The organism is Salmonella sp. SAL4457 (assembly GCF_046548235.1).
GTDB classification, from domain to species: Bacteria; Pseudomonadota; Gammaproteobacteria; order Enterobacterales; family Enterobacteriaceae; genus Salmonella; species Salmonella enterica.
Map to the genome: position 1 here is coordinate 52,619 of NZ_JBGDZO010000003.1, position 25,396 is coordinate 78,014.

The window sequence follows — 25,396 nt, forward strand, 5'->3', positions numbered from 1 at the left end:
CGATATTATATTTTATGGAGAATATAAAAAACATATAATTAACATTTAAGAAACAATCCGTTATTTCACAGCACGATATGCATAATCGCCGACTAATTATTTTTCAAATGATCGTTTTTTGTTGATCTGGTTCACAGATTGCTGGCGCTTCCTGGATAAAATATCCATGCTTTCAATAAATCAATGAAAGGACCTCAAAATGGAAAATAATAATCGTTTTATGCCCCATATAAGGCGGACAACGCATATTATGATGTTTGCCCACCGTAATAGTTTCGACTTTCATTTCTTTAATGCCCGGTAGTTTTTCTGCTACGGGTACTTCAGCATACAGGTCTTTCCGACCCTTATGTCATTCAGGTCTATTGCCTAAATAACTCGAATTGTTAAAAGCGACAGTACGGTAATTCCTTTACGTCCAGCCAGCTAACTATGTGGTTTGACAGAAGAAATTCCGACTCAGCGCAATTTTAGTTATCACGGTTTCTGCCTGTATATCGTAGTACTCAACTCCTTAAATCCTGAATTTCCTGCAACCGGACGGGTTGGGATTTATTACATCTAAAATAAAGCTAATTTACTGATTTTTTTATCAGCGGGATAGCTTTGATTTTTTCCGGAAGAATCAGTTTCTCATGCGAGAAATTGAGGGCCTGCTATTACCTGAAATAAAGAGATGAAAAATGTCAGAATTAAAAATTGCCGTTAGCCGTCATTGCCCGGATTGTTTTTCTACACACCGTAATATTGTAAATGTTGATGAGAGTCGTTTCATCGACGTGGCTGCCATCGTGTTATCCATTGACGACATTGAACACGGAAAACTCGATGAAATCGACGCAACGGGTTACGGTATTCCCGTGTTTGTCGCGACTCATGACGAAGGGCGCGTACCGCCTGAGTATTTGCCGCGTATCTCTGGTGTATTCGAATATAATGAATCCCGTACTGCCTTCTATGGTCGCCAGTTGGAAACCGCAGCAAGCCACTACGAAACGCAGTTACGTCCGCCGTTTTTCCGCGCGCTGGTGGATTATGTCAACCAGGGCAACAGCGCATTTGACTGCCCGGGGCATCAGGGCGGCGAATTCTTCCGCCGTCATCCTGCCGGTAATCAGTTCGTGGAATACTTTGGCGAAACGCTCTTCCGCTCCGACCTATGCAACGCGGACGTGGCGATGGGCGATCTGCTGATTCACGAAGGCGCGCCTTGCATTGCGCAGCAACATGCGGCGAAAGTCTTTAACGCCGATAAGACCTACTTTGTGCTGAACGGGACCTCCTCCTCTAACAAAGTCGTACTCAACGCGCTGTTAACGCCGGGCGATCTGGTACTGTTTGACCGTAACAACCACAAATCTAACCACCACGGCGCATTATTGCAGGCGGGCGCAACGCCAGTTTATCTGGAAACCGCGCGTAACCCGTATGGTTTTATCGGCGGGATCGACGCTCACTGCTTCGAAGAAGATTACCTGCGCGAGCTGATTAGCGAAGTCGCGCCGCAGCGTGCCCGCGAAGCACGTCCATTCCGTCTGGCCGTCATCCAGTTAGGCACCTACGACGGTACCATTTATAACGCCCGTCAGGTCGTTGATAAAATTGGTCATCTGTGCGACTACATCCTGTTTGACTCCGCCTGGGTCGGCTATGAACAATTTATTCCGATGATGGCCGATTGTTCGCCGCTGCTGCTGGAACTGAACGAAAACGATCCGGGTATTCTGGTGACGCAGTCCGTTCATAAACAACAAGCCGGTTTCTCCCAGACCTCGCAGATCCATAAAAAAGATAGCCATATCAAAGGGCAATCGCGCTACGTTCCGCATAAGCGCATGAACAACGCCTTTATGATGCACGCCTCCACCAGCCCGTTCTATCCGCTGTTCGCCGCGCTGGACGTTAACGCCAAAATGCACGAAGGCGTCAGCGGTCGCAATATGTGGATGGATTGCGTGGTTAACGGCATCGATGCCCGTAAATTGATCCTCGAAAACTGTCATCACATCCGTCCGTTCGTACCGGAACTGATTGATGGTAAGCCGTGGCAGTCATACCCGACGTCAGAGATCGCCAGCGATCTGCGCTTCTTCCACTTCGTTCCGGGAGAACACTGGCATGCGTTTGAAGGCTATGCCGAACATCAGTACTTTGTCGACCCTTGCAAACTGCTGCTCACCACACCGGGCATTAATGCAGCGAGCGGCGAATATGAAGACTTTGGCGTTCCTGCCACGATCCTCGCCAACTTCCTGCGCGAGAACGGCGTTGTGCCGGAAAAATGCGACCTCAACTCCATTCTGTTCCTGCTGACGCCGGCAGAAGACATGGCGAAGTTACAACAGCTTGTCGCCCTGCTGGCTCGTTTCGAAAAACTGCTGGAAGCTGATGCGCCGTTAGCGGAAGTATTACCGTCCATCTACAAACAGCATGAAGCGCGTTATGCCGGCTATACCCTGCGTCAGCTTTGCCAGGAGATGCACGATCTCTATGCGCGGCACAACGTGAAACAGCTGCAAAAAGAGATGTTCCGTAAATCGCATTTCCCGAAAGTCAGTATGAATCCGCAAGAGGCCAACTATGCCTATCTGCGCGGCGAGGTCGAACTGGTTCGCCTGCCGGAAGCGGAAGGTCGTATCGCGGCTGAAGGCGCTCTGCCTTACCCGCCGGGAGTGCTGTGTGTAGTTCCGGGTGAAATCTGGGGCGGTTCTGTCCTGCGTTACTTCAGCGCCCTGGAAGAAGGGATCAACCTGCTGCCGGGCTTTGCGCCTGAACTGCAGGGCGTTTATATCGAAGAACACGACGGCCGTAAGCAGGTCTGGTGCTACGTCATTAAACCTCGTGACGCGCAGCGCTCCCTGCTGAAGGAGGAAAAATTATGAGTAAACCTAAATCCAATAAAATGGGTGTCGTGCAGCTCACAATTCTGACTATGGTCAACATGATGGGCTCCGGGATCATCATGCTACCGACCAAACTGTCTGAAGTCGGCACGATATCCATTATCTCCTGGCTGGTCACCGCCGTCGGCTCGATGGCACTGGCCTGGGCGTTTGCGAAATGCGGTATGTTTAGCCGTAAATCCGGCGGCATGGGCGGTTACGCCGAATATGCCTTCGGTAAATCCGGCAACTTTATGGCGAACTATACCTACGGCGTCTCGCTGCTGATCGCCAACGTGGCTATCGCCATCTCCGCTGTCGGCTATGGTACCGAACTGTTCGGCGCCGCGCTGACGCCGCTCCAGATCGGTCTGGCGACTATCGCCGTATTGTGGGTTTGTACCATCGCAAACTTTGGCGGCGCGCGTATTACCGGACAGATCAGTAGCGTTACCGTTTGGGGCGTCATCATTCCGGTTGTCGGCCTGTGCATCATTGGCTGGTTCTGGTTTAGCCCCAGCATGTACGTAGCGTCATGGAACCCGCACCATGTTCCGTTCTTTAGCGCGGTCGGTTCTTCCATCGCCATGACGTTGTGGGCATTTCTTGGACTAGAATCCGCCTGCGCCAACGCAGACGTGGTCGAGAATCCGGAAAAGAACGTCCCCATTGCGGTACTGGGCGGTACGCTGGGCGCGGCGGTCATCTATATCGTTTCGACTAACGTGATTGCCGGGATTGTGCCGAACATGGATCTGGCGAACTCCACGGCGCCGTTTGGTCTGGCGTTTGCACAGATGTTCACGCCTGCGGTAGGTAAAGTGATCATGGCGCTGATGGTAATGTCCTGCTGCGGCTCGCTGCTGGGCTGGCAGTTCACTATCGCCCAGGTCTTTAAATCCTCCGCTGACGAAGGCTATTTCCCGAAAGTCTTCTCTCGTGTAACGAAAGTCGACGCGCCGGTACAGGGGATGCTGATTATTGTGATTATTCAGACTGGCCTGTCGCTGATGACCATTAGCCCGTCGCTGAATAGTCAGTTTAACGTCCTGGTTAACCTGGCGGTGGTGACGAACATTATTCCGTATATTCTGTCGATGGCCGCGTTGGTTATCATTCAGAAAATGGCGAATGTGCCGTCATCAAAAGCGAAAGTCGCTAACTTCGTGGCCTTCGTTGGTGCCATGTATAGCTTCTACGCGCTCTATTCCTCCGGTGAAGAAGCCATGCTGTACGGCTCAATTGTGACCTTCCTCGGCTGGACGTTATACGGCCTGGTCTCACCGCGTTTTGAATTGAAAAATAAACACGGCTGATGGCGCGCCCGGGCTGCGGTAACGGTAGTCCGGGCATTTTCACACTTTGAATAAGATAATAGAAATGAGTAATCCAGAACGGGAACTCACTGATATAGCAGAAATACTGGCTATTCTCAGTAAACACGAAGTGTGTCGGATAGGGTTTAACGACAATCTCTGTCCGTATGTTGTCCCCGTAAATTTTGGCTACGAGTATCAGAACGGACGCTGGATATTTTATTTTCACGGCGCACGCACCGGGAAAAAGATGCGTCTGTTACGTAAGAACCCGGCAGTATGCATTGAAATGGACGGCGACCATGCATTACTACGTGCCGATGACCCCTGTGATTATAGCTACGCCTACACCAGCGTTTTCGCCACCGGACTGGCATCGATATTGCAAACACGCGAGGAGATGCGCTACGGCCTGGACGTCATTATGCGTCAGACCGATCCGGGAAAAACCTTCAGTTATCGGGAAGATATGATGAAAGCGGTTTGCGTGGTGCGTATTGAATGCGACGCCCTCACCTGCCGCCGACATCTGGCGACTCAGAGCGAATAAGTCAGATATCACAAGCGCCTTATCCGGCCTGGAGGCGGTTTACAGGCCTGATAAGCGCAGCGCCGTTAATACAAAAAAGGAGCCGTAAGGCTCCTTTTTCTTCCATATCGCCCATCAGGCGTTTTTCAATACTTCGCTAACGATTTCAACGGCTTCTTTCTCAATCTGCTTGCGATGTTCTTCCCCCAGGAAGCTTTCGCAATAGATCTTGTAAGCGTCTTCCGTACCGGATGGACGCGCGGCGAACCAGCCGTTATCGGTCATTACCTTCAGGCCGCCAATCGATGCGCCATTACCCGGCGCTGCGGTAAGACGCGCGGTGATCGGGTCGCCTGCCAGCGTGCTGGCGCTCACCATTTCCGGAGACAGTTTAGACAATGCCGCTTTCTGCACGGAGGTCGCGCTCGCCTGCAGACGGTTATAGCTCGGGGCGCCAAAACGCGCTGCCAGTTCATTGTAATGCTCTTGCGGGTTTTTCCCGGTAACGGCGGTGATTTCCGCCGCCAGCAGGCACATGATGATCCCGTCTTTATCGGTAGACCACGGCGTACCGTCGAAACGCAGGAACGAAGCGCCCGCGCTCTCTTCCCCGCCGAAACCAAAGCTGCCGTCGAACAAACCGTCAACAAACCATTTGAAGCCTACCGGCACTTCCACCAGCTTGCGTCCCAAGTCATTCACCACGCGGTCAATCATCGCGGAAGAGACCAGCGTTTTACCGACAGCCACGTCTTTGCCCCACAGCGGACGATGCTGGAACAGATAGTTAATGGCGACCGCCAGATAATGGTTCGGGTTCATCAGCCCTGCAGGCGTCACGATGCCATGACGGTCGTAGTCCGGGTCGTTGGCGAAGGCCAGGTCAAACTTGTCACGCAGCGCCAGCAAACCCGCCATCGCACATTCGGAGGAGCAATCCATACGGATCGCGCCGTCTTTATCAAGGTGCATAAAGCGGAAGGTTTGATCAACCTGATCGTTAACTAACGTCAGGTTAAGTTTGTAATGCTCAGCGATACGTTTCCAGTATTCAATACCGGAGCCGCCCAGCGGATCGACACCCAGCGTCAGACCGGCTTTCTGAATCGCCGCCATATCAACGATATCCGCCAGCCCTTCGACAAACGGCTGTACCAGATCTACCGCTTTAACGTGGCCCGAGGCCATTGCCGCATCCAGAGAGATGCGCTTAACGCCTTGCAAGCCGCCCGCCAGCAGCGCATTGGCGCGATCTTCTACCACTTTAGTGACGTTGGTATCCGCCGGGCCGCCATTGGGCGGATTATATTTAATACCGCCATCTTCCGGCGGGTTGTGCGACGGCGTAATGACAATACCATCAGCCAGCGGGCCGCCTTTTTTGTTATGGACCAGGATAGCATTTGACACGGCAGGCGTTGGCGTAAAGCCATTATTTTCCTGCACGATAACGTCTACGCCGTTTGCCGCCAGCACTTCCAGCACGGAAATGAAGGCCGGTTCCGAGAGCGCATGGGTGTCTTTCCCCACATAGCAGGGGCCGGTAATGCCATTTTTCGCCCGCTCTTCAGCAATCGCCTGGGCGATCGCCAGAATATGCGGTTCGTTGAAACTGTGACGACCTGCGCTGCCGCGATGGCCGGAAGTGCCAAATTTCACGGCATGTTCTGCATTCCCTGCCTCCGGTTTCAGTACATAATACTGCGCCGTCAGTTGGGCGACGTTAATCAAATCACTCTGTTGCGCGGGTTGTCCTGCGCGGTTGTGGATTGCCATTGCCTGGTCCTTCTAATGCAAGGATTAAATTGTTCCGCAAACCTTTTCAATCAATTCCGCCGGGAATTGCATTGACTGCATGATGTGTTCGATCATGCTGCATTTACGGCCGGTGTTGGTGTTGGTGATCACCCAGTACGGCGTGCCGGGAACGTGCTTAGGTTTAGTTTGATTCCCATTTTTCAGCAGCGTTTGTTCATCCGCCGCAAAATAGACGCGCGTGCGGCCATGCAACGACTCCGTCGCCTCCGCAAACGCGTGGTGATCCAGTGAATAGAGTGTAGTCAGAATCAGCATAAAGCGGTTGACCGCTTTTTTCTGCTCGGCATATTCGTCAGACAACAACAGCTCACGCATCGCGCGAACTTTGTCTTTTACCGGGTTGACCGGTTTCGCTTCGGCAACGGGTTGCGCCGCAGGCGTCCCCTTCACCGCTGAAGCCGTTGGCTGTGTCGTGGCGGAAAACTTCAACATACGCCGTAAAATGTCGGATGCGCTCTCGCCGATATGCTTGGTGTGGCTGGCAATATAGCTATAGAGTTCATCATCAACTTCAATCGTTTTCATCTTAATCCAGTGCGATGTCTTTGCTGAATACAAGTCATTGGGATTATAGGAACAAATCCCAACAGCGGATAGCGTTAAGCCCGGCTGACAAAAAAACTCGGAGTAAACCTTAGAGGTTGCAGCCCAGTGGCAGAATGGTCAACATAATACCCTAACCCGACAGAGCGAAAAAAAGAACTTTGCCATGAAATTAAACATCCGAGCGCAATCTGCACAAAACCTGCACAATAATTCCCCCATCGTTCTCGTTCATGGTCTGTTTGGCAGCCTGGACAACCTCGGCGTACTGGCGCGGGATCTGGTGACCGATCACGACATTATTCAGGTCGATATGCGCAATCATGGTTTATCGCCGCGCGATCCGGTCATGGATTATCCGGCAATGGCCCAGGATCTTCTGGATACGCTTGACGCGCAGCAGATTGAAAAAGCGACGTTTATTGGTCATTCCATGGGCGGAAAAGCGGTAATGGCGCTGACGGCGCTGGCGCCCGATCGCATCGATCGTCTGGTCGCGATTGATATCGCCCCCGTGGATTATCACGTTCGCCGCCACGATCGCATTTTCGCGGCCATTAATGCCGTCAGCGAATCCGACGCGACATCCCGCCAACAGGCGGCAGGGATTATGCGCCAACACCTCAACGAAGAAGGCGTGATCCAGTTTCTGTTAAAATCCTGGGCTGAAGGCGAATGGCGTTTTAATGTTCCGGTATTATGGGAGCAGTATCCGCATATCGTCGGCTGGGAAACCATTCCGCCCTGGGAACATCCGGCGCTGTTTATTCCAGGCGGTAACTCGCCGTACGTGACCGAAGCGTACCGCGACGCGCTGCTGGCGCAATTCCCTTTGGCGCGCGCGCATGTGATCGCCGGCGCGGGCCACTGGGTACATGCCGAAAAACCAGAGGCGGTTCTGCGCGCCATCCGCCGTTATCTGCACGATAAACGCTAACTGATTAAAAACTCATCGCCTGTGCGCGATTACGCGCGCGGGCGTTGGCGTCGCTTCCTCGCTGATGTATGATGGCGCGCTATCCATCCGGGCATAAGCCTGGCTGATTGTTTCCCCCGAAGTCACCAAAATCATGGCCAAAGAACAAACGGACCGTACGACATTAGATCTGTTCGCGCACGAGCGTCGCCCGGGACGACCTAAAACGAATCCGCTTTCGCGCGATGAACAGTTACGCATCAACAAGCGCAACCAGTTAAAACGCGACAAAGTTCGTGGCCTCAAGCGTGTCGAATTAAAACTCAACGCACAAGCGGTTGACGCGCTGAATGAGCTGGCCGAAGCGCGCAACATTAGCCGCAGCGAGCTCATTGAAGAAATATTAATGAAGCAGCTTATGGCGCTGCGCGGCCAGGGTTTAGTCTGAAAATAAGTTTTGTTTCATATTTCGTGTAGCAGAGCGTGCAGTCCCGCGTGATTGCTGTTTCCGCATATCTGCCTGTTCTGCTATGATTGCCCTTATCCGTGGGCAGTTCGCCACCACCATTTCAATAAGTTTCAAGAGGTTATTTTACTCATGGCAATCACTGGCATCTTTTTCGGCAGCGACACCGGTAATACCGAAAATATCGCAAAAATGATTCAAAAACAGCTTGGTAAAGACGTTGCCGATGTGCATGACATTGCAAAAAGCAGTAAAGAAGACCTGGAAGGGTACGACATTCTGCTGCTGGGCATCCCAACCTGGTACTATGGCGAAGCGCAATGTGACTGGGATGACTTCTTCCCGACTCTCGAAGAGATTGACTTTAACGGTAAGCTGGTGGCGCTGTTTGGCTGTGGCGATCAGGAAGACTACGCGGAATACTTCTGTGATGCGCTGGGCACGATTCGCGACATTATTGAGCCGCGCGGCGCCACGATTGTGGGTCACTGGCCAACCGCAGGCTATCATTTTGAAGCCTCTAAAGGTCTGGCTGACGACGATCATTTTGTCGGTCTGGCGATTGACGAAGACCGTCAGCCTGAACTGACCGCCGAGCGTGTTGAAAAATGGGTTAAGCAAATTTCGGCTGAATTGCACCTCGACGACATCCTCAACGCCTAATCTTATGCGGCGCAGCGTTATATCTGCGCCGCATCAATAGACAAGACCAATCAAAATAATTGCTACAAATTTGTAACTTTCGCACCCATCCCTGTACAATGTCCGGGTGTAATCAGGTGGCGCCAGAATTTGCAGGCAAAACCACAGTTTTATTAACATCTGCGAGAGACTTGCGGTTTTCATTTCGGCATGGCAGTCCTATAATGATACGCATTATCTTGAGTGCAATTTCTGTCACTTCTCTAATGAAGTGAATCGTTTAGCAACAGGACAGATTCCGCATGACTGACAACAATACCGCATTAAAGAAGGCTGGCCTGAAAGTAACGCTTCCTCGTTTAAAAATTCTGGAAGTTCTTCAGGAACCAGATAACCATCACGTCAGTGCGGAAGATTTATACAAACGCCTGATCGACATGGGTGAAGAAATCGGTCTGGCAACCGTATACCGTGTGCTGAACCAGTTTGACGATGCCGGTATCGTGACCCGCCATAATTTTGAAGGCGGTAAATCCGTTTTTGAACTGACGCAACAGCATCATCACGACCATCTTATCTGCCTTGACTGCGGAAAAGTGATTGAATTTAGTGATGACTCTATTGAAGCGCGCCAGCGTGAAATTGCGGCGAAACACGGTATTCGTTTAACTAATCACAGCCTCTATCTTTACGGCCACTGCGCTGAAGGCGACTGCCGCGAAGACGAGCACGCGCACGATGACGCGACTAAATAAGTGTAAATCTTTCGAAGAGCCAACCGCCCGGTTGGCTTTTTTATATCCTCCTCTTTCCTGCCGCTTGATGTTGATTTAATGTAAAAAACGCTATCGCATCTCAGGAGAGCAGGAATGGAGCTTCGCCAGTTACGCTATTTCGTGCGTATTATTGAAACCGGCAGTATGGGCAGCGCCGCACAGGATCTTGATATTGGCGTTTCAGCATTGAGTCAACAGATGTCCCGTCTGGAAAACGAGCTCGCCATCCGTCTGCTGCAGCGCACCTCGCGCGGCGTAACGCCAACCAACGCCGGGCTGGCCTTTTATTCACAGGCGCAACTCGCCCTGCGTCATGCCGACGACGCGATTCTCGCCGCCAGAGAAGCGCGCCTTTCCGGTCATGTGAGCGTAGGAATGGCCCCCAGTACCGCCTCCATACTGGGTATACCGTTTATCCATGCCATGCAGGAAAACTATGCCGATGTCCGACTGCATGTGGTGGAAAGCTTGTCCGGTAATCTGGAAAGAATGATCAATACCCGCCAGATTGATTTAGCCGTTGTCTTTCAAAAAGATAAAATCCTGCGCTGGAGCGCCAGACCGATCCTTGAAGAACAGCTTTTTCTGATTGGCTCCCATGCCCTGCTGGCGGCGCTTCCTGATAACCCGATCACACCTGAACAACTGGCAGGCATTCCGCTCATTATGCCAAGCCAGGGACATGGGCTGCGCGGCAGGCTGGACGCTGTCTGCCAGGAACATGCGCTTAATGTTGAAATCGTCGCGGAAATTGACGGCCTGGCGTTGTTGATGCGCGCCGTGCGCGACGGTCTTGGCGCCACGTTGCAGCCCGGCGCGGCGATTTCTCATCTGGATAACGACGCGCTACGCGTGATCGGCGTCCATAATCCGGTACTCAGCCGCCCCAATTTTTTAGTCAGCCTGTCGGATGATGAACTGACGCCCGCCGGCCTTGCCGCCAGAGTAGTCCTTACCAAAGTTATGCGTCAGTTAGTCGACGCCGGTGAATGGCCAGGCGCAACCCTTTACGCTTACTAAACCCCTGTTTAGCGCTACCTGATAGCGCGCCGCTTATTTATCCGTATACATTTCAATTACAAATTTAACAAATAGTTAAATGGTACGGGAGTATAAGATGGTTGATGTACTGGTGATAGGCGGAGGCAATGCCGCATTATGCGCCGCCCTGACCGCACGGGAAGCGGGCGCATCGGTTCTGCTGCTGGAGGCTGCCCCGCGGGAATGGCGCGGCGGAAATTCTCAGCACACACGAAACCTGCGCTGTATGCATGATGCGCCGCAGGATGTGCTGGTAGAAAGCTATCCTGAAGAGGAATTCTGGCAGGATCTGTGGCGAGTCACCGACGGCAACACCAACGAGGCGCTGGCGCGGCTGGTCATTCGCACCTCTTCGCAATGCCGCGACTGGATGCGCAAACATGGCGTTAACTTTCAACCGCCACTATCTGGGGCGCTCCACGTTGCGCGCACCAATGCGTTTTTTATGGGCGGAGGGAAAGCGCTCGTCAATGCCTATTACCGTAGCGCCGAACGGCTGGGCGTACAGATTCGCTATAACACGCCGGTTCACGCGCTTGAACTTCATGACGGCGAATTCGTGGCAGCTCTGGCGGGTAGCGAACGGATTACCGCCAAAGCCTGCGTATTAGCGGCTGGCGGTTTCGAATCAAACCGTGAATGGCTGCGGGAGGCCTGGGGAGAAAACGCCCGCGGCGAATGGCCCGCGGATAATTTCCTGATTCGCGGCACGCGTTTTAACCAGGGCGTATTACTCAAATTTATGATGGATGCCGGCGCGGATATCATTGGCGATCCGTCCCAGTCGCACTGCGTAGCGATTGATGCCAGGGCGCCGCTGTACGACGGCGGTATTTGTACTCGCGTGGATTGCGTATCGCTGGGTATTGTCGTGAATCGCGACGCCGAACGTTTTTATGATGAAGGCGAAGATTTCTGGCCGAAGCGTTACGCCATTTGGGGGCGGCTGGTTGCTCAACAGCCAGGACAAATTGGCTATTCGATTATTGACAGCAAAGCCATCGGCCACTTTATGCCGCCGGTTTTTCCTGGCGCGCAGGCCAATACGCTGGCTGAGCTGGCCTGCCAGTTGGGGCTGGACGCGGAAAAATTTACCCATACTGTCACGCAGTATAACCAGGCCTGCCAGCCCGGTCATTTTGATCATACCTTGCTTGATGACTGCGCTACTAAAAACCTGACGCCGGCGAAAACCCACTGGGCGCGCCCGCTTGATGCGCCGCCCTACTACGGTTATGCGCTGCGACCCGGCATCACGTTTACCTACCTGGGTCTGAAAGTTAACGAACGTGCCGCGGTGCATTTTGCCGGTCATCCAAGCCGCAACCTGTTTGTTGCCGGCGAGATGATGGCAGGAAATGTTCTGGGCAAGGGGTATACCGCAGGCGTAGGCATGTCTATCGGCACAACCTTTGGCCGCATTGCGGGAATAGAAGCCGCCCGCGCGGCGCACAAGGAGGCGCAGCATGAAACAGCTTGAAAAATTAATCATTGAGGCCACCGTGCTTACCGAACCGGAAGCCGAGGTCGAACGCGTCATGCAAGTGTGTAACGCGTGTCGCTACTGCGAAGGTTTTTGCGCGGTATTTCCGGCGATGACCCAGCGGCTCGAATTCGGTAAAGCCGATATTCATTATCTGGCGAATTTATGTCATAACTGCGGCGCCTGCCTGCACGCGTGCCAGTACGCGCCGCCCCATGAATTTGCCATTAACGTGCCGAAAGCGATGGCACAAGCCCGCCTGGAGACGTATCAACAGTATGCCCAGCCCGCGGCTTTTGGCGCGTTATACCGTCGGGCGGGGATCACCGTCGCGCTGGCGCTGATAGTCGGTCTGACGCTCTTTTTATTACTGGCGATGGCGCTGAAAGGGTCGCTGATTCATCCGCCGCTGGCCGGTGACTTCTATCAAATTTTTCCGCATAGCCTGCTGGCATGGATGTTTGGCTCAGTTTTTGTGCTGGCAATCGGTTTGCTTATGGCGGGCGTAATTCGCTTCTGGCGTGAGATCTCGCCGGGTGTACCGCGTTCGGCGGAGATTGCGGAAGCGTCGCACAATGCGTTAACGCTGAAATATCTCGACGGCGGTCACGGCAAAGGCTGTAACGAAGCGGACGATGCGTTCACGCTGCTGCGCCGTCGCTTTCATCACTTTACCTTCTACGGTTTTATGCTCTGTTTTGCCGCCACGGTCGTGGCGACGGGCTATCACTACGTCGCCGGTTGGGAAGCGCCCTACCCGTTCTTTAGCCTGCCGGTCATGCTCGGCACGCTGGGCGGTATCGGTCTGCTTATCGGCCCGGCCGGGCTACTGTGGCTCAATCTGCGGCGGTCGCCGTTACATGGCGATGTGCGCCAGAAACCCATGGATCGCGGCTTTATTCTGCTGCTGTTCTTAACCAGTCTTACCGGGCTGGCGCTGCTGGCAGGCAGAGACACCAGCGGAATGGGCATACTGCTGGCGCTCCATTTAGGCGTGGTGATGGCGCTCTTTCTCACTCTTCCCTACGGAAAATTCGCCCACGGATTTTTCCGCTGCGCGGCCTTACTCAAATGGGCAGTTGAGAAGCGACGCGGAAAACATGCGGGGGATACAGGCAACTGACCCGCAACATCTTACCCATAAAACAATAAAGACAGTGGAGAGCAAACCCTATGGCACAACACACACCTGCAACATCGCGCGCCGGCACGTTCGGCGCAATACTGCGCGTGACAAGCGGCAATTTTCTTGAACAGTTTGATTTTTTCTTGTTCGGATTTTACGCCACCTATATCGCCAGAACGTTTTTTCCGGCGGAAAGCGAATTTGCCTCATTAATGTTGACCTTTGCCGTCTTTGGCTCCGGTTTTTTAATGCGCCCCGTCGGCGCGATTGTGCTTGGTGCCTATATTGACAGAATCGGACGTCGTAAAGGGCTGATGGTGACGCTGGCGATTATGGGCTGCGGTACGTTGCTCATCGCCCTCGTCCCCGGCTACCAAACGATCGGCCTGGCAGCGCCTGCGTTGGTGCTGCTGGGCCGGTTATTACAAGGATTTTCTGCGGGCGTTGAGTTAGGCGGCGTCTCGGTCTATCTGTCCGAAATCGCAACGCCAGGCAATAAAGGGTTTTATACCAGCTGGCAATCCGCCAGTCAGCAGGTCGCGATCGTTGTCGCCGCGTTGATTGGTTATAGCCTGAATATCACGCTGGGACACGACGCGATATCGGAGTGGGGCTGGCGAATTCCGTTCTTTATCGGCTGTATGATCATTCCGCTGATTTTTGTTTTACGTCGTTCATTACAAGAAACAGAGGCGTTTTTACAACGCAAGCATCGCCCCGACACCAGGGAAATTTTTGCAACTATCGCCAAAAACTGGCGCATTATTACGGCCGGAACGCTGCTGGTGGCGATGACCACCACAACGTTTTATTTTATCACCGTTTATACGCCGACCTATGGCAGAACCGTGCTTAATCTCAGCGCGCGGGACAGTTTGATCGTCACCATGTTAGTGGGGGTGTCCAATTTTATCTGGTTACCCATTGGCGGCGCGATTTCCGACCGGATTGGCCGTCGCGCCGTGTTAATGGGCATTACGTTGCTGGCGCTGATCACCACCTGGCCCGTCATGCAGTGGCTGACCGCCGCGCCCGACTTTACCCGCATGACGCTGGTACTGCTGTGGTTCTCTTTCTTTTTTGGCATGTATAACGGCGCAATGGTCGCGGCGTTAACCGAAGTGATGCCAGTCTATGTGCGTACCGTTGGTTTCTCGCTGGCCTTTAGCCTGGCGACGGCAATTTTTGGCGGCCTGACGCCGGCCATCTCTACCGCGCTGGTAAAGTTAACCGGCGATAAAAGCTCGCCCGGCTGGTGGCTGATGTGCGCAGCGTTATGTGGACTTGCCGCGACGGCGATGCTGTTTGTACGTCTGAGTCGCGGCTATATCGCGGCAGAAAATAAAGCCTGAAAAAACCACGGGCGGAAAACATTCGCCCGTGGGTGGCAAGGCAGGGTTTTATTGCACGTTATTATGGCTGCGAATTTCCTGCCAGACCTTATCGCAGTCAGCCTTGACCGCCTGATCGTTACCCGTGCGCGTCGCCTGAATGCACTGCTGATAGTCCAGTACCCGCACGCTTTCTTCGTTAGCAAATTGCTGATGTTTGCGCTCTTTTTTAAGGACATTCAGTACGCTTTGGCAGGCCTCTATCTTCTCAGGCGAGCCCTGTGCGGTATTGATACAGGCGCTGTACGCCTCTTTCAGCCGGCTATCTTCTTCCGGCGCGGGTGATGACGCGCAGGCCGTCAAACCGGCGGTCATGCTGGCGATGAGTAAAATTTTTTTCATAGGTCGTTCCTCAACAGCGCGGCAGACCGGCAGCCTGCCGCATCTGACATCAGAAAATAGTGAATGGCGCAATAACGATAAATTTCACGTCACGTTCATCCTGGAAGATGTTGCCGTAACCACCGCCCCAGCTTGGAATATTGGAGTGGTTGTCATATTCGGTGAAGTGCAGTTTGAACATGGTGCCTTTGGCACGCCCTTCCTGCAGGGTATAGACCGCATCCAGACTGTATGAGGACTCTTCGATAGTGCGGTTTTTGTCGTAGTAAGCATCCGGGTTACTTTGCCAGGTTGCCGGTTTAGCATCCCAGGCGTAAACATAAGACGCGCCCACAGCCCAGCCCGGCAGATTCCAGTTTTTCAGGTCATACATCGCGCCGAAGAAAACCGCCTTTTCACCGTTAGCGTTAAAGTCGGAGCGGTTATCCCACCAGATATCCAGACGACCGTTTGAAGAGGCGTAGGTTGGCGTCATACGTTGCAGAAAATAGCCCTGCTGACCGTCCGCTTTCACCCAGGTGCCTTCCAGACGCAGGTCAACCACTTCCGCGACTTTGTAGCCGAAGGTCAACGCCTGCAGCCAGGCCGTACCGTCGTAAATATCATTCACGCTGCGATCGTCTACTTTGTCGCGCGCGCCGTAGAACTGGTAACTGGTGGTGAACGGATTGCCGCCTAAATCAAATTTATAGCTGGCCTTCGCGAAATATTGATCGACATAGCCTTCGGACTGACCAAACGCCGCTTCCAGCACCAGATCATTTTTGAAGTCGTACTTCGCGCCGATGGAGTGGAGATAATCTACATTGGTTTTTTTATCCGCCTGATAAAACTTATCCATTTCGGTATGCCACGGCGCTTTATATTCGTTAGTCCACATGTAGGAAAAACTTAACGCGCCCGCATCGCCATAGTCAAAACTGGCGCCAGCTTCCGCACCCTGATAGGTACCCGGCATAAAACTCCAGTGCGGCGCTAACAGCGTCTGACCGGTAGGCTGAATATAACCGGCGCGCGCCCAGACCGGGCCATATTTAAATTTCGCGGCGGCTTTATAAAGACTGATACCGCTCTTATCGCCGGAATAGTCTTCGTCGTAGCCTTTATTCTTTTTCGAGAAGGCAATTTCGTTTGGATGACCGCTGTCGCCGTTTTCTGCCATTTCAATCGCGGTAAACGCCGCGATATCCAGACCGAACATATCCGCAGCGTAACCAGACTGAAAATCCAGGTTAGCGTTCCAGGTCGCATGAGAAAGGTTAGTTTTATATTTGTCGCCGTCGGTCACATCTTTGCGATCGCGTTCACGCTGCCAATAATAGATGCCGCCCGTTAACGTGGAGTCGTCGAAAAAGCCGGAGGCTTGCGCCTGCGGAACAACGATCCACCCCGACATTGCTGTGATACCGGCGATAGCCAGAGCCAGCGTACTACGTTTGCCACTAAACGTACGCATAAGTTAATCCTCTTTGACGTATAAATTGCTGCCGACAAAAGCGAACAGCGAAAAAATAAAAATAAAAAGTAGCGCTGAGAAACCTCATTTACTACGTTAAATAGACTATTTTTCGCGATGCGAATTATCAATCTCTTTCTGTAACCAGTATGTAATAATATGAGCAACCGCACATATTTAATTGCTTTCTGTTACATTCGACTGCTGGTGGGGGAAGCAGACCGCCAGAAAGAAAATTGACTTGTTTTCCATAGGTATGAAAATAATTGTCTCCTGTTGACCTGACGCTTATAACATTTAGATTAATAATCATTTATCAGATCAATAATTTTCAGAAAATAATTAATTCGCCTCGCAAAAAAGAGAATCGACTTAGAAATGCAGAGAAAAAACGCCGCAGAACGCGGCGTTGACAAGGTATTTTTACAGCATTCGCCTGTTGGCGCAGTGCTTATTCGCCCGCTTTCGCCCAGGTATCACGCAGGCCCACGGTGCGGTTAAAGACCAGCTTATCGGCCGTTGCATAGCGGCTGTCGAGGCAGAAGTAGCCTTCACGTTCAAACTGGAAAGCTTTCCCTGCTACCGCCGCTTTCAGCGACGGCTCGCCATAACCCTGCTTAATCACTAATGATTCGGGGTTGATAACGGACAGGAAGTCCTCCGCGGCGCCCGGATTCGGCACGCTGAACAGACGGTCGTAGAGACGAATTTCAATCGGCAGCGCATGTGCTGCGCTAACCCAGTGGATTACGCCTTTCACTTTACGCCCGTCAGCCGGATCTTTACTCAGCGTATCGGCATCATAGGTACAGAAGATGGTGGTGATATTCCCTTCGGCATCCTTCTCTACGCGCTCCGCTTTAATGACGTAGGCATTACGCAGACGTACTTCTTTGCCCATCACCAGACGCTTGTACTGCTTGTTCGCTTCTTCGCGGAAATCTGCGCGATCGATCCAGATCTCACCGCTAAACGGCACTTCACGGCTGCCCATCTCCGGTTTATTCGGATGGTTAGGCATGGTAACCATTTCGCTCTCACCCTGCGGGTAGTTTTCGATAACCAGTTTTACCGGATCGATTACCGCCATTGCGCGCGGCGCGTTTTCGTTCAGATCTTCGCGAATGCAGGATTCCAGCGACGCCATCTCAATGGTGTTGTCCTGCTTGGTGACGCCGATGCGTTTGCAGAACTCCCGAATGGAGGCCGCGGTATAGCCGCGACGGCGCAGACCGGAAATAGTCGGCATACGCGGATCATCCCAGCCTTCGACGTGTTTGTCGGTCACCAGCAGGTTCAGCTTACGCTTGGACATCACGGTGTATTCCAGATTCAGCCGCGAGAATTCGTACTGGCGCGGGTGAACCGGAATGGTGATGTTGTCCAGCACCCAGTCGTACAGACGACGGTTATCCTGGAACTCCAGCGTACACAGAGAATGAGTAATGCCTTCCAGCGCATCGCTGATGCAGTGAGTAAAGTCGTACATCGGATAGATGCACCACTTGTTGCCGGTCTGATGATGCTCGGCGAATTTAATGCGATACAGCACCGGATCGCGCATCACGATAAACGGCGACGCCATGTCGATTTTGGCGCGCAGACAGGCTTTACCCTCTTCAAAACCGCCGGTACGCATTTTTTCAAATAGCGCGAGGTTCTCTTCGACGCTGCGATCGCGGAACGGGCTGTTTTTACCCGGCGCGGTCAGCGTACCGCGGTATTCGCGGATCTGCTCCGGCGTCAGCTCATCAACGTAGGCCAGGCCTTTATTGATCAGCTCGACCGCATAGGCGTGCAGTTGGTCAAAGTAATCGGAGGAGTAGCGAATATCGCCAGACCAGTGAAAGCCTAACCACTCGACGTCGTTTTTGATCGAATCAACGTACTCGATATCTTCTTTTACCGGGTTGGTGTCATCGAAACGCAGGTTGCACTGGCCCTGATAATCTTGCGCGATGCCAAAGTTCAGGCAGATAGATTTCGCGTGGCCGATGTGCAGATAGCCATTCGGCTCCGGCGGAAAACGGGTATGGACAGTGGTATGTTTACCACTCGCCAGATCTTCATCAATAATCTGACGAATAAAGTTAGTCGGGCGGGCTTCAGCCTCACTCATCGTGGATTCCTCAAAGCGTAAACAACGTATAACGGCATATGATCTTATAAGCCGGACAGACTGACAACCTTTAGTTACTTAAAAAGTGGCTTTGCAGAAAATATTGGGGCTAATTGCGGTAAAAAAAAGCGGCGAAGGTTTCCCTCTGCCGCTTATGTTTCCTGTGATATCGCCGGATGGCGTCTTACGCCTTATCCGGCCAGGAAGCGATTATTTGCTCTTGATCTCGTACAGCGGCGTTTTACCCGCTACCACGTGACCATCCGCTTTGATGACCAGAGCGCTGAAGTCATCGCTATTGCTGCAAACAACCGGGCTTATCATGGAGCGCGCATTGGCATTCAGGAAATCCAGATCCAGTTCCAGAACCGGCTGACCTGCCGTGACTTCCGCACCCTCTTCTACCAGACGCTTGAAGCCCTGACCGTTCAGCGCGACGGTATCGATACCCATATGGACAACGATCTCCGCGCCTTTTTCGGTTTCCAGACAGAACGCGTGGTTAGTGTTGAAGATTTTCACGATAGTACCCGCCGCCGGAGAAACCACGGTTTTATCGGTGGGTTTCACCGCCACGCCGTCGCCGACCGCTTTGCTGGCGAAAGCTTCATCCGGTACCTGATCCAGCGCCACTACCTCACCGGTAATCGGAGAGACCAGTTCAGCGATAGTCACCGCATTCGGCACCGCCTGGGGTTTGGCCGCCGGAGCAGGTGTCGCAACGTGAGCCGCATCAGCAGACGCTGCCGCGACCGGTCCCCGCGCCACCACTTTCTTCATTTCATCGCCAATCGATTCCGCTTTCGCGCCCACAATAACCTGAATGGTCTGTTTGTTCAGTTTCACCACGCCGGAAGCGCCGAGGCGTTTGCAGGCCGCATCGTTAACGCGAGCAGAGTCATTCACGGTCAGGCGCAGACGGGTAATACACGCATCGATCGCTTTCAGGTTGTCCGTACCGCCAACCGCAGCAATATAGCTGGTCGCCAGTTGCGTTAACCCTTCTTCGGTGTTGCTGTTGGCTTCTTCCGTTACCATCTCATCAACTTTATCTTCGCGGCCCGGCGTTTTCAGGTTAAACATACGAATAACCGCGCTGAACAGCAGGAAGTAGATGATAAAGAATACAACGCCCATCACCAGCAACATCCAGACGTTATTGCTGGCCGCTGGCAGGTTATACATCAGAACATAGTCAATAGCGCCTGCCGAGAAAGAGAAGCCCGCATGGATACCCAGCAGCGTCGCGACGAACAGGCTGATACCGGTCAAAATGGCGTGCAGGAGGTACAGCAGCGGCGCCAGGAACATAAACAGGAATTCCAGCGGCTCGGTTACGCCGGTCAGAAACGCGGTGATCGCGACAGACAGCAGCATACCGCCCACCATCGGACGACGTTCTTTCGGCGCGGCGAAATACATCGCCAGAGCGGCGCCCGGCAGACCAAACATCATGATCGGGAAGAAGCCGGACATAAACATCCCCGCCGTGCCGTCGCCAGCATAGAAGCGGTTGATGTCGCCGTGGAATACAGTGCCTGCGGCATTGGTGAATTCGCCAATCTGGAACCAGGCGATGGTGTTCAGTACCTGATGCAGACCGGTGGGGATCAGCAGACGGTTGATGAAGCCAAAGATACCGGAACCCAGCGCGCCTGCGGAAACGATCCATTCACCGCCCGCATGGATGCCATGCTGTACCGGCGGCCAGACGTAACCGAAAATAGCGGCCAGCACCAGACAGAAAAAGCCCGTTGCGATCGGCACAAAACGTTTTCCACCGAAGAAACTGAGAAAATCAGGCAGTTTGATACCAGACCAGCGATTATAAACCGCGCCGCCGACCAGACCGGTAATAATCCCCGCCAGCACGCCCATGTTGATTTCCGGGTTAATCGTCACCATCGCTTTGGTCATGACGAAGTAGCCCACGGCTCCCGCCAGCGCTGCCGCGCCCGCGCTATCTTTAGACCAACTGGAGGCCACGCCGATAGCGAAAACCAGCGCCAGGTTATCGAAAATAGACCCGCCCGCTTGCGCGATAAACGGCATATTCAGCAAATCTGGTTGGCCGAATCGCAGCAACAACGCTGCCACCGGCAACACGGCGATAGGGAGCTGCAACGCCCTACCCAGCCGCTGGAAAAAACCTAAAATATTCATCTTATTCCCCCTACGAGACGCCGATATGGCTTCTTTGAAGCCGTTTTTTATTGTGCTGCAAACGTTAAAAACGTGATGTTCTGTAATCGAACGGTGAGATCATCTTCTGCAGAGTGTGTGGAAAATTAATTCGCCTCGCAAATTAAACGGGTGTTTTTTGTGATTATAATCACTAAATATCGTAATTACCCCCACCATCCACTGGCTAACACGGAAAACTTATTTTATGATTCAAAAAATCAGGACGGATTGAACACGAACCCTGGATATCCAGGTTACGCTTAATACGATCCGCCAAATTTTGACATTGATTATTGAGGTGAAGAATGAGACTGATCCCCCTGAGTACCGCAGAACAGGTTGGCAAATGGGCTGCTCGCCATATCGTTAACCGTATTAATGCGTTCAAACCGACCGCCGATCGTCCGTTTGTCCTTGGACTGCCTACCGGCGGCACGCCGCTAACGGCGTACAAAGCGCTGGTTGAGATGCACAAAGCGGGCGAGGTCAGCTTTAAGCATGTGGTCACCTTTAATATGGACGAATATGTTGGCCTGCCGAAAGAGCACCCGGAAAGCTACCACAGCTTTATGCATCGTAACTTTTTCGATCACGTTGATATTCCAGCAGAAAACATCAATCTTCTCAACGGTAACGCACCGGATATCGATGCGGAATGCCGTCAATATGAAGAAAAAATTCGTTCTTACGGTAAAATCCATCTGTTTATGGGCGGCGTCGGCAACGACGGTCACATCGCCTTTAACGAACCGGCGTCTTCCCTGGCTTCCCGTACCCGTATCAAAACGTTAACCCATGATACTCGCGTAGCGAACTCCCGCTTCTTTGACGGCGACGTAAACCAGGTGCCGAAATACGCGCTGACGGTAGGCGTGGGTACGCTGCTGGATGCGGAAGAAGTGATGATTCTGGTGCTGGGCCATCAGAAAGCCCAGGCGCTGCAGGCGGCGGTTGAAGGCAACGTCAACCACATGTGGACCATTAGCTGCCTGCAACTCCATCCGAAAGCGGTTGTGGTATGCGATGAGCCTTCCACAATGGAACTTAAAGTTAAAACATTGAAATATTTCAATGAATTAGAAGCAGAGAATATTAAAGGTCTGTAATGTTATCTCCGCCCCGCCAGTCAATGCGGGGCGGTAAATTTTTGATATCGGGGGTCGGAATGTATGCTTTAACCCAGGGCCGGATCTTTACCGGTCACGAAATTCTTGATGACCATGCGCTTGTTGTCGCTAATGGCCTGATTGACCGCGTTTGTCCGATGGCCGAACTGCCGCCGGGAATAGAACAACGCTCATTGAATGGGGCCATTCTCTCCCCCGGTTTTATTGATGTGCAGCTAAACGGCTGCGGCGGCGTGCAGTTTAACGATACCGCAGAAGCCGTCAGCGTTGAAACGCTGGAAATTATGCAGAAAGCCAATGAAAAATCGGGCTGTACTAACTTTCTGCCAACGCTTATCACTACCAGCGACGAATTGATGAAACAGGGCATTCGCGTCATGCGCGAATACCTGGAAAAACATCCGCACCAGGCGCTAGGTCTCCACCTGGAAGGCCCCTGGCTTAATCTGGTAAAAAAAGGCACCCATAATCCTGATTTCGTGCGTAAACCAGACGCTGCGCTGGTCGATTTCTTATGCGATAATGCCGACGTCATCACCAAAGTCACTCTCGCGCCGGAAATGGTGCCTGCCGACGTAATCGCTAAACTGGCGAATGCGGGCATTGTGGTTTCCGCAGGTCACTCCAACGCGACGTTAAAAGAGGCGAAAGCAGGCTTCCGCGCCGGGATTACTTTTGCGACTCACCTGTTTAACGCGATGCCGTACATTACAGGGCGTGAGCCGGGCCTTGCTGGCGCTGTTCTGGACGAAGCGGATATTTATTGCGGCGTTATCGCCGATGGTCTGCATGTCGACTACGCCAACATTCGCAATGCCAAACGCCTGAAAGGCGACAAACTTTGTCTGGTGACAGACGCCACCGCACCGGCGGGGGCCAATATTGAGCAGTTCATTTTCGCAGGTAAAACAATATACTACCGTAATGGACTGTGTGTGGATGAAAACGGTACGTTGAGCGGTTCGTCCTTAACCATGATTGAAGGCGTACGCAACCTGGTCGCGCATTGCGGCATCGCGCTGGATGAAGTGCTGCGCATGGCAACGCTCTATCCGGCACGCGCTATCGGCGTTGATAAACATCTCGGTAGCATTGCGCCGGGTAAAGTCGCCAACCTGACCGCGTTCACCCACGATTTTAAAATTATCAAGACCATCGTTAATGGTGACGAGGTCGTTGACTTGAGTAAGTGAGAATATGACACCAGGCGGACAAGCTCAGATAGGTAACGTTGATCTCGTAAAACAGCTTAACAGCGCGGCCGTTTACCGCCTGATTGACCAGCATGGTCCTATCTCGCGCATACAAATTGCCGAGCAAAGCCAGCTTGCCCCCGCCAGCGTAACGAAAATTACGCGTCAACTCATTGAACGCGGGCTGATCAAAGAAGTCGATCAGCAGGCCTCTACCGGAGGCCGCCGCGCTATCTCTATCGTCACGGAAACCCGCAACTTCCATGCCATTGGCGTTCGCCTGGGCCGTCATGACACCACTTTAACGCTCTACGATCTGAGCAGTAAAGTGGTCGCTGAGGAGCATTATCCGCTGCCGGAGCGCACCCAGGAGACGCTGGAACATGCGCTGCTCAACACTATCGCCGTCTTTATTGATAGCTGTCAGCGTAAAATTCGTGAATTGATCGCTATCTCGGTGATACTGCCAGGGCTTGTCGATCCGGAAAGCGGCGTGATTCGTTACATGCCGCACATTCAGGTTGAAAACTGGGGACTGGTTGAAGCGCTGGAAAAACGGTTTCACGTTACCTGTTTCGTGGGACACGATATCCGTAGCCTGGCGCTGGCGGAACACTACTTCGGCGCCAGTCAGGATTGCGAGGACTCGATTCTGGTGCGCGTTCATCGTGGTACAGGCGCCGGGATTATCTCCAACGGACGCATCTTCATTGGCCGTAACGGCAACGTCGGTGAAATTGGGCATATTCAGGTGGAGCCGCTGGGCGAGCGCTGCCACTGCGGTAATTTCGGCTGTCTGGAAACCATTGCCGCCAATGCGGCGATTGAACAACGGGTGCTGAATTTGCTTAAACAAGGGTATCAAAGCCGTGTTCCGCTTGACGACTGCACGATTAAAACCATCTGTAAGGCGGCAAACCGGGGCGACAGCCTGGCCTCGGAAGTCATTGAGCATGTTGGTCGCCATTTGGGCAAAACGATCGCCATTGCTATCAACCTGTTTAACCCGCAAAAAATCGTCATTGCCGGCGAGATCATTGAAGCCGATAAAGTCCTGTTGCCCGCTATCGAAAGCTGTATCAATACGCAGGCGTTAAAGGCATTTCGCAAAAATTTGCCGGTGGTACGCTCCACGCTGGATCACCGTTCTGCTATCGGCGCATTTGCCTTAGTTAAACGCGCCATGCTCAACGGAACATTGCTGCAACGTTTGCTGGAAAGTTGATGCGCTCTTATAGTATCGGATTATTCACAAATTCCCTGGGTAGTTCATGACCATCAAGAATGTAATCTGCGATATCGACGGCGTGCTGATGCACGACAACGTAGCCGTACCCGGTGCGGCGGAATTTCTGACGGGGATTCTGGAAAAAGGTCTGCCGCTGGTGCTGCTGACCAATTACCCGTCGCAAACCGGCCAGGATCTGGCGAACCGTTTTGCTACCGCTGGCGTTAACGTGCCGGACAGCGTGTTTTATACGTCAGCAATGGCGACAGCCGATTTTCTGCGCCGTCAGGAAGGTAAGAAAGCGTATGTCGTGGGCGAAGGCGCGCTCATTCACGAGCTCTATAAAGCGGGTTTTACTATTACCGATGTGAACCCTGATTTTGTCATCGTTGGAGAGACCCGCTCCTACAACTGGGACATGATGCATAAAGCGGCATTTTTCGTCGCCAATGGCGCGCGCTTTATCGCCACCAACCCGGATACTCACGGTCGCGGCTTTTATCCGGCCTGCGGCGCGCTGTGCGCAGGCATTGAAAAAATTTCCGGCCGGAAGCCATTTTATGTCGGCAAACCCAGCCCGTGGATCATCCGCGCGGCGTTAAACAAAATGCAGGCGCACTCGGAAGAGACCGTTATCGTCGGCGACAACCTGCGCACCGACATTCTGGCGGGGTTCCAGGCCGGTCTGGAGACCATTCTGGTGCTTTCAGGCGTATCAACAATCAATGATATTGACAGTATGCCGTTCCGCCCAAGCTGGATTTACCCTTCCGTCGCCGAGATAGACGTTATCTAAACCTGTCCCCTGCCCGATGACG

22 protein-coding genes and 1 pseudogene are annotated in these 25,396 nt (G+C 52.8%); 17 read left to right on the forward strand and 6 right to left on the reverse strand.

Annotation, left to right across the window (positions count from 1 at the left end; genetic code table 11):
* Nucleotides 1-199 precede the first annotated feature (199 nt).
* The 4 genes from speFL (at nt 200) to ACLJNW_RS11390 (ending at nt 4,748) form a co-directional block, all read left to right on the forward strand.
* Nucleotides 200-304 carry a leader peptide SpeFL gene (gene speFL / locus ACLJNW_RS11375; RefSeq protein ID WP_015632840.1) on the forward strand — a complete coding sequence of 35 codons (105 nt, stop codon included), beginning with the start codon at nt 200-202 and terminating at the stop codon, nt 302-304.
* Nucleotides 305-683: 379 nt separating this feature from the next.
* Nucleotides 684-2,882, forward strand: coding sequence for an ornithine decarboxylase SpeF (speF, locus tag ACLJNW_RS11380; RefSeq protein ID WP_001292402.1), 2,199 nt, complete (start codon nt 684-686; stop codon nt 2,880-2,882).
* Nucleotides 2,879-4,198, forward strand: coding sequence for a putrescine-ornithine antiporter (gene potE, locus ACLJNW_RS11385; protein WP_000042658.1), 1,320 nt, complete (start codon nt 2,879-2,881; stop codon nt 4,196-4,198). The genes speF and potE overlap by 4 nt, the downstream gene beginning before the upstream one ends.
* A gap of 64 nt (nt 4,199-4,262) precedes the next feature.
* Nucleotides 4,263-4,748 (forward strand): pyridoxamine 5'-phosphate oxidase family protein, encoded by a 486-nt coding sequence (locus ACLJNW_RS11390; RefSeq protein WP_023204348.1) that lies wholly within the window; start codon nt 4,263-4,265, stop codon nt 4,746-4,748.
* A 114-nt stretch (nt 4,749-4,862) separates the two neighbouring features.
* On the opposite strand, the gene pgm is transcribed toward ACLJNW_RS11390, so the two are convergent.
* Both pgm and seqA read right to left on the reverse strand, forming a co-directional pair.
* Nucleotides 4,863-6,503 carry a phosphoglucomutase (alpha-D-glucose-1,6-bisphosphate-dependent) gene (gene pgm / locus ACLJNW_RS11395; RefSeq protein ID WP_023204349.1) on the reverse strand — a complete coding sequence of 547 codons (1,641 nt, stop codon included), beginning with the start codon at nt 6,501-6,503 and terminating at the stop codon, nt 4,863-4,865.
* 24 nt (nt 6,504-6,527) lie between these two features.
* The gene (seqA, locus tag ACLJNW_RS11400) at nt 6,528-7,070 is read right to left on the reverse strand and encodes a replication initiation negative regulator SeqA (protein ID WP_000848395.1); all 543 of its coding nucleotides are present in this window, start codon (nt 7,068-7,070) and stop codon (nt 6,528-6,530) included.
* Between the two features lie 184 nt (nt 7,071-7,254).
* On the opposite strand from seqA, the gene ybfF reads away from it, so the two are divergent.
* The 9 genes and pseudogenes from ybfF (at nt 7,255) to tcuC (ending at nt 14,890) form a co-directional block, all read left to right on the forward strand.
* Nucleotides 7,255-8,025: an esterase gene (gene ybfF, locus ACLJNW_RS11405; RefSeq protein WP_000773245.1), complete on the forward strand. Its 771-nt coding sequence runs from the start codon at nt 7,255-7,257 to the stop codon at nt 8,023-8,025.
* Between the two features lie 133 nt (nt 8,026-8,158).
* On the forward strand, nt 8,159-8,452 hold the full coding sequence (gene ybfE, locus ACLJNW_RS11410; protein ID WP_001040939.1) for a LexA regulated protein: 294 nt from the start codon (nt 8,159-8,161) through the stop codon (nt 8,450-8,452).
* Nucleotides 8,453-8,602: 150 nt separating this feature from the next.
* Nucleotides 8,603-9,133, forward strand: coding sequence for a flavodoxin FldA (gene fldA, locus ACLJNW_RS11415; RefSeq protein WP_001018620.1), 531 nt, complete (start codon nt 8,603-8,605; stop codon nt 9,131-9,133).
* Between the two features lie 203 nt (nt 9,134-9,336).
* Nucleotides 9,337-9,422, forward strand: a pseudogene (locus tag ACLJNW_RS11420) (ryhB-regulated fur leader peptide).
* Entirely contained in the window at nt 9,415-9,867 is a 453-nt protein-coding gene (gene fur, locus ACLJNW_RS11425; protein ID WP_000131699.1) for a ferric iron uptake transcriptional regulator, read from the forward strand. Before ACLJNW_RS11420 ends, fur begins: the two are co-directional and overlap by 8 nt.
* Before the next feature lie 114 nt (nt 9,868-9,981).
* The gene (tcuR, locus tag ACLJNW_RS11430) at nt 9,982-10,908 is read left to right on the forward strand and encodes a tricarballylate utilization LysR family transcriptional regulator TcuR (RefSeq protein ID WP_000423371.1); all 927 of its coding nucleotides are present in this window, start codon (nt 9,982-9,984) and stop codon (nt 10,906-10,908) included.
* 97 nt (nt 10,909-11,005) lie between these two features.
* Nucleotides 11,006-12,409: an FAD-dependent tricarballylate dehydrogenase TcuA gene (tcuA, locus tag ACLJNW_RS11435; protein WP_000228705.1), complete on the forward strand. Its 1,404-nt coding sequence runs from the start codon at nt 11,006-11,008 to the stop codon at nt 12,407-12,409.
* On the forward strand, nt 12,396-13,535 hold the full coding sequence (gene tcuB, locus ACLJNW_RS11440; protein ID WP_020839477.1) for a tricarballylate utilization protein TcuB: 1,140 nt from the start codon (nt 12,396-12,398) through the stop codon (nt 13,533-13,535). Before tcuA ends, tcuB begins: the two co-directional genes overlap by 14 nt.
* A gap of 50 nt (nt 13,536-13,585) precedes the next feature.
* Nucleotides 13,586-14,890 (forward strand): tricarballylate/proton symporter TcuC, encoded by a 1,305-nt coding sequence (tcuC, locus tag ACLJNW_RS11445; protein ID WP_000057014.1) that lies wholly within the window; start codon nt 13,586-13,588, stop codon nt 14,888-14,890.
* Between the two features lie 48 nt (nt 14,891-14,938).
* Here tcuC and chiQ read toward each other — a convergent pair whose 3' ends face one another.
* The 4 genes from chiQ to nagE all read right to left on the reverse strand — a co-directional run bounded on the left by chiQ (nt 14,939) and on the right by nagE (nt 21,009).
* Nucleotides 14,939-15,271 carry a ChiQ/YbfN family lipoprotein gene (gene chiQ / locus ACLJNW_RS11450; protein ID WP_000722260.1) on the reverse strand — a complete coding sequence of 111 codons (333 nt, stop codon included), beginning with the start codon at nt 15,269-15,271 and terminating at the stop codon, nt 14,939-14,941.
* 49 nt (nt 15,272-15,320) lie between these two features.
* Entirely contained in the window at nt 15,321-16,727 is a 1,407-nt protein-coding gene (gene chiP / locus ACLJNW_RS11455) for a chitoporin ChiP (protein WP_001258803.1), read from the reverse strand.
* 451 nt (nt 16,728-17,178) lie between these two features.
* Nucleotides 17,179-18,846 (reverse strand): glutamine--tRNA ligase, encoded by a 1,668-nt coding sequence (gene glnS / locus ACLJNW_RS11460; protein ID WP_001287181.1) that lies wholly within the window; start codon nt 18,844-18,846, stop codon nt 17,179-17,181.
* A 210-nt stretch (nt 18,847-19,056) separates the two neighbouring features.
* Nucleotides 19,057-21,009 (reverse strand): PTS N-acetyl glucosamine transporter subunit IIABC, encoded by a 1,953-nt coding sequence (nagE, locus tag ACLJNW_RS11465; protein ID WP_001023068.1) that lies wholly within the window; start codon nt 21,007-21,009, stop codon nt 19,057-19,059.
* A 326-nt stretch (nt 21,010-21,335) separates the two neighbouring features.
* On the opposite strand from nagE, the gene nagB reads away from it, so the two are divergent.
* Genes nagB through nagD form a run of 4 tightly spaced genes read left to right on the forward strand, consistent with a single transcriptional unit; the run spans nt 21,336 to nt 25,374 of the window.
* Nucleotides 21,336-22,136, forward strand: a complete 801-nt coding sequence (nagB, locus tag ACLJNW_RS11470; protein ID WP_001237059.1) for a glucosamine-6-phosphate deaminase — start codon at nt 21,336-21,338, stop codon at nt 22,134-22,136.
* A gap of 59 nt (nt 22,137-22,195) precedes the next feature.
* Complete coding sequence (gene nagA, locus ACLJNW_RS11475; RefSeq protein WP_000271186.1) at nt 22,196-23,350, forward strand: N-acetylglucosamine-6-phosphate deacetylase; 1,155 nt, start codon at nt 22,196-22,198, stop codon at nt 23,348-23,350.
* 4 nt (nt 23,351-23,354) lie between these two features.
* Entirely contained in the window at nt 23,355-24,575 is a 1,221-nt protein-coding gene (gene nagC, locus ACLJNW_RS11480; protein WP_000187578.1) for a DNA-binding transcriptional regulator NagC, read from the forward strand.
* Between the two features lie 46 nt (nt 24,576-24,621).
* Nucleotides 24,622-25,374, forward strand: a complete 753-nt coding sequence (nagD, locus tag ACLJNW_RS11485) for a ribonucleotide monophosphatase NagD (RefSeq protein ID WP_000153143.1) — start codon at nt 24,622-24,624, stop codon at nt 25,372-25,374.
* The last annotated feature ends 22 nt before the right edge of the window (nt 25,375-25,396 follow it).

Bases quoted from the DNA above. Each gene is read 5' to 3' on its own strand.
- speFL (WP_015632840.1), top strand. From the start codon at position 200: ATGGAAAATAATAATCGTTTTATGCCCCATATAAGGCGGACAACGCAT.
- speF (WP_001292402.1), top strand. From the start codon at position 684: ATGTCAGAATTAAAAATTGCCGTTAGCCGTCATTGCCCGGATTGTTTT.
- potE (WP_000042658.1), top strand. From the start codon at position 2,879: ATGAGTAAACCTAAATCCAATAAAATGGGTGTCGTGCAGCTCACAATT.
- ACLJNW_RS11390 (WP_023204348.1), top strand. From the start codon at position 4,263: ATGAGTAATCCAGAACGGGAACTCACTGATATAGCAGAAATACTGGCT.
- pgm (WP_023204349.1), bottom strand. From the start codon at position 6,503: ATGGCAATCCACAACCGCGCAGGACAACCCGCGCAACAGAGTGATTTG.
- seqA (WP_000848395.1), bottom strand. From the start codon at position 7,070: ATGAAAACGATTGAAGTTGATGATGAACTCTATAGCTATATTGCCAGC.
- ybfF (WP_000773245.1), top strand. From the start codon at position 7,255: ATGAAATTAAACATCCGAGCGCAATCTGCACAAAACCTGCACAATAAT.
- ybfE (WP_001040939.1), top strand. From the start codon at position 8,159: ATGGCCAAAGAACAAACGGACCGTACGACATTAGATCTGTTCGCGCAC.
- fldA (WP_001018620.1), top strand. From the start codon at position 8,603: ATGGCAATCACTGGCATCTTTTTCGGCAGCGACACCGGTAATACCGAA.
- fur (WP_000131699.1), top strand. From the start codon at position 9,415: ATGACTGACAACAATACCGCATTAAAGAAGGCTGGCCTGAAAGTAACG.
- tcuR (WP_000423371.1), top strand. From the start codon at position 9,982: ATGGAGCTTCGCCAGTTACGCTATTTCGTGCGTATTATTGAAACCGGC.
- tcuA (WP_000228705.1), top strand. From the start codon at position 11,006: ATGGTTGATGTACTGGTGATAGGCGGAGGCAATGCCGCATTATGCGCC.
- tcuB (WP_020839477.1), top strand. From the start codon at position 12,396: ATGAAACAGCTTGAAAAATTAATCATTGAGGCCACCGTGCTTACCGAA.
- tcuC (WP_000057014.1), top strand. From the start codon at position 13,586: ATGGCACAACACACACCTGCAACATCGCGCGCCGGCACGTTCGGCGCA.
- chiQ (WP_000722260.1), bottom strand. From the start codon at position 15,271: ATGAAAAAAATTTTACTCATCGCCAGCATGACCGCCGGTTTGACGGCC.
- chiP (WP_001258803.1), bottom strand. From the start codon at position 16,727: ATGCGTACGTTTAGTGGCAAACGTAGTACGCTGGCTCTGGCTATCGCC.
- glnS (WP_001287181.1), bottom strand. From the start codon at position 18,846: ATGAGTGAGGCTGAAGCCCGCCCGACTAACTTTATTCGTCAGATTATT.
- nagE (WP_001023068.1), bottom strand. From the start codon at position 21,009: ATGAATATTTTAGGTTTTTTCCAGCGGCTGGGTAGGGCGTTGCAGCTC.
- nagB (WP_001237059.1), top strand. From the start codon at position 21,336: ATGAGACTGATCCCCCTGAGTACCGCAGAACAGGTTGGCAAATGGGCT.
- nagA (WP_000271186.1), top strand. From the start codon at position 22,196: ATGTATGCTTTAACCCAGGGCCGGATCTTTACCGGTCACGAAATTCTT.
- nagC (WP_000187578.1), top strand. From the start codon at position 23,355: ATGACACCAGGCGGACAAGCTCAGATAGGTAACGTTGATCTCGTAAAA.
- nagD (WP_000153143.1), top strand. From the start codon at position 24,622: ATGACCATCAAGAATGTAATCTGCGATATCGACGGCGTGCTGATGCAC.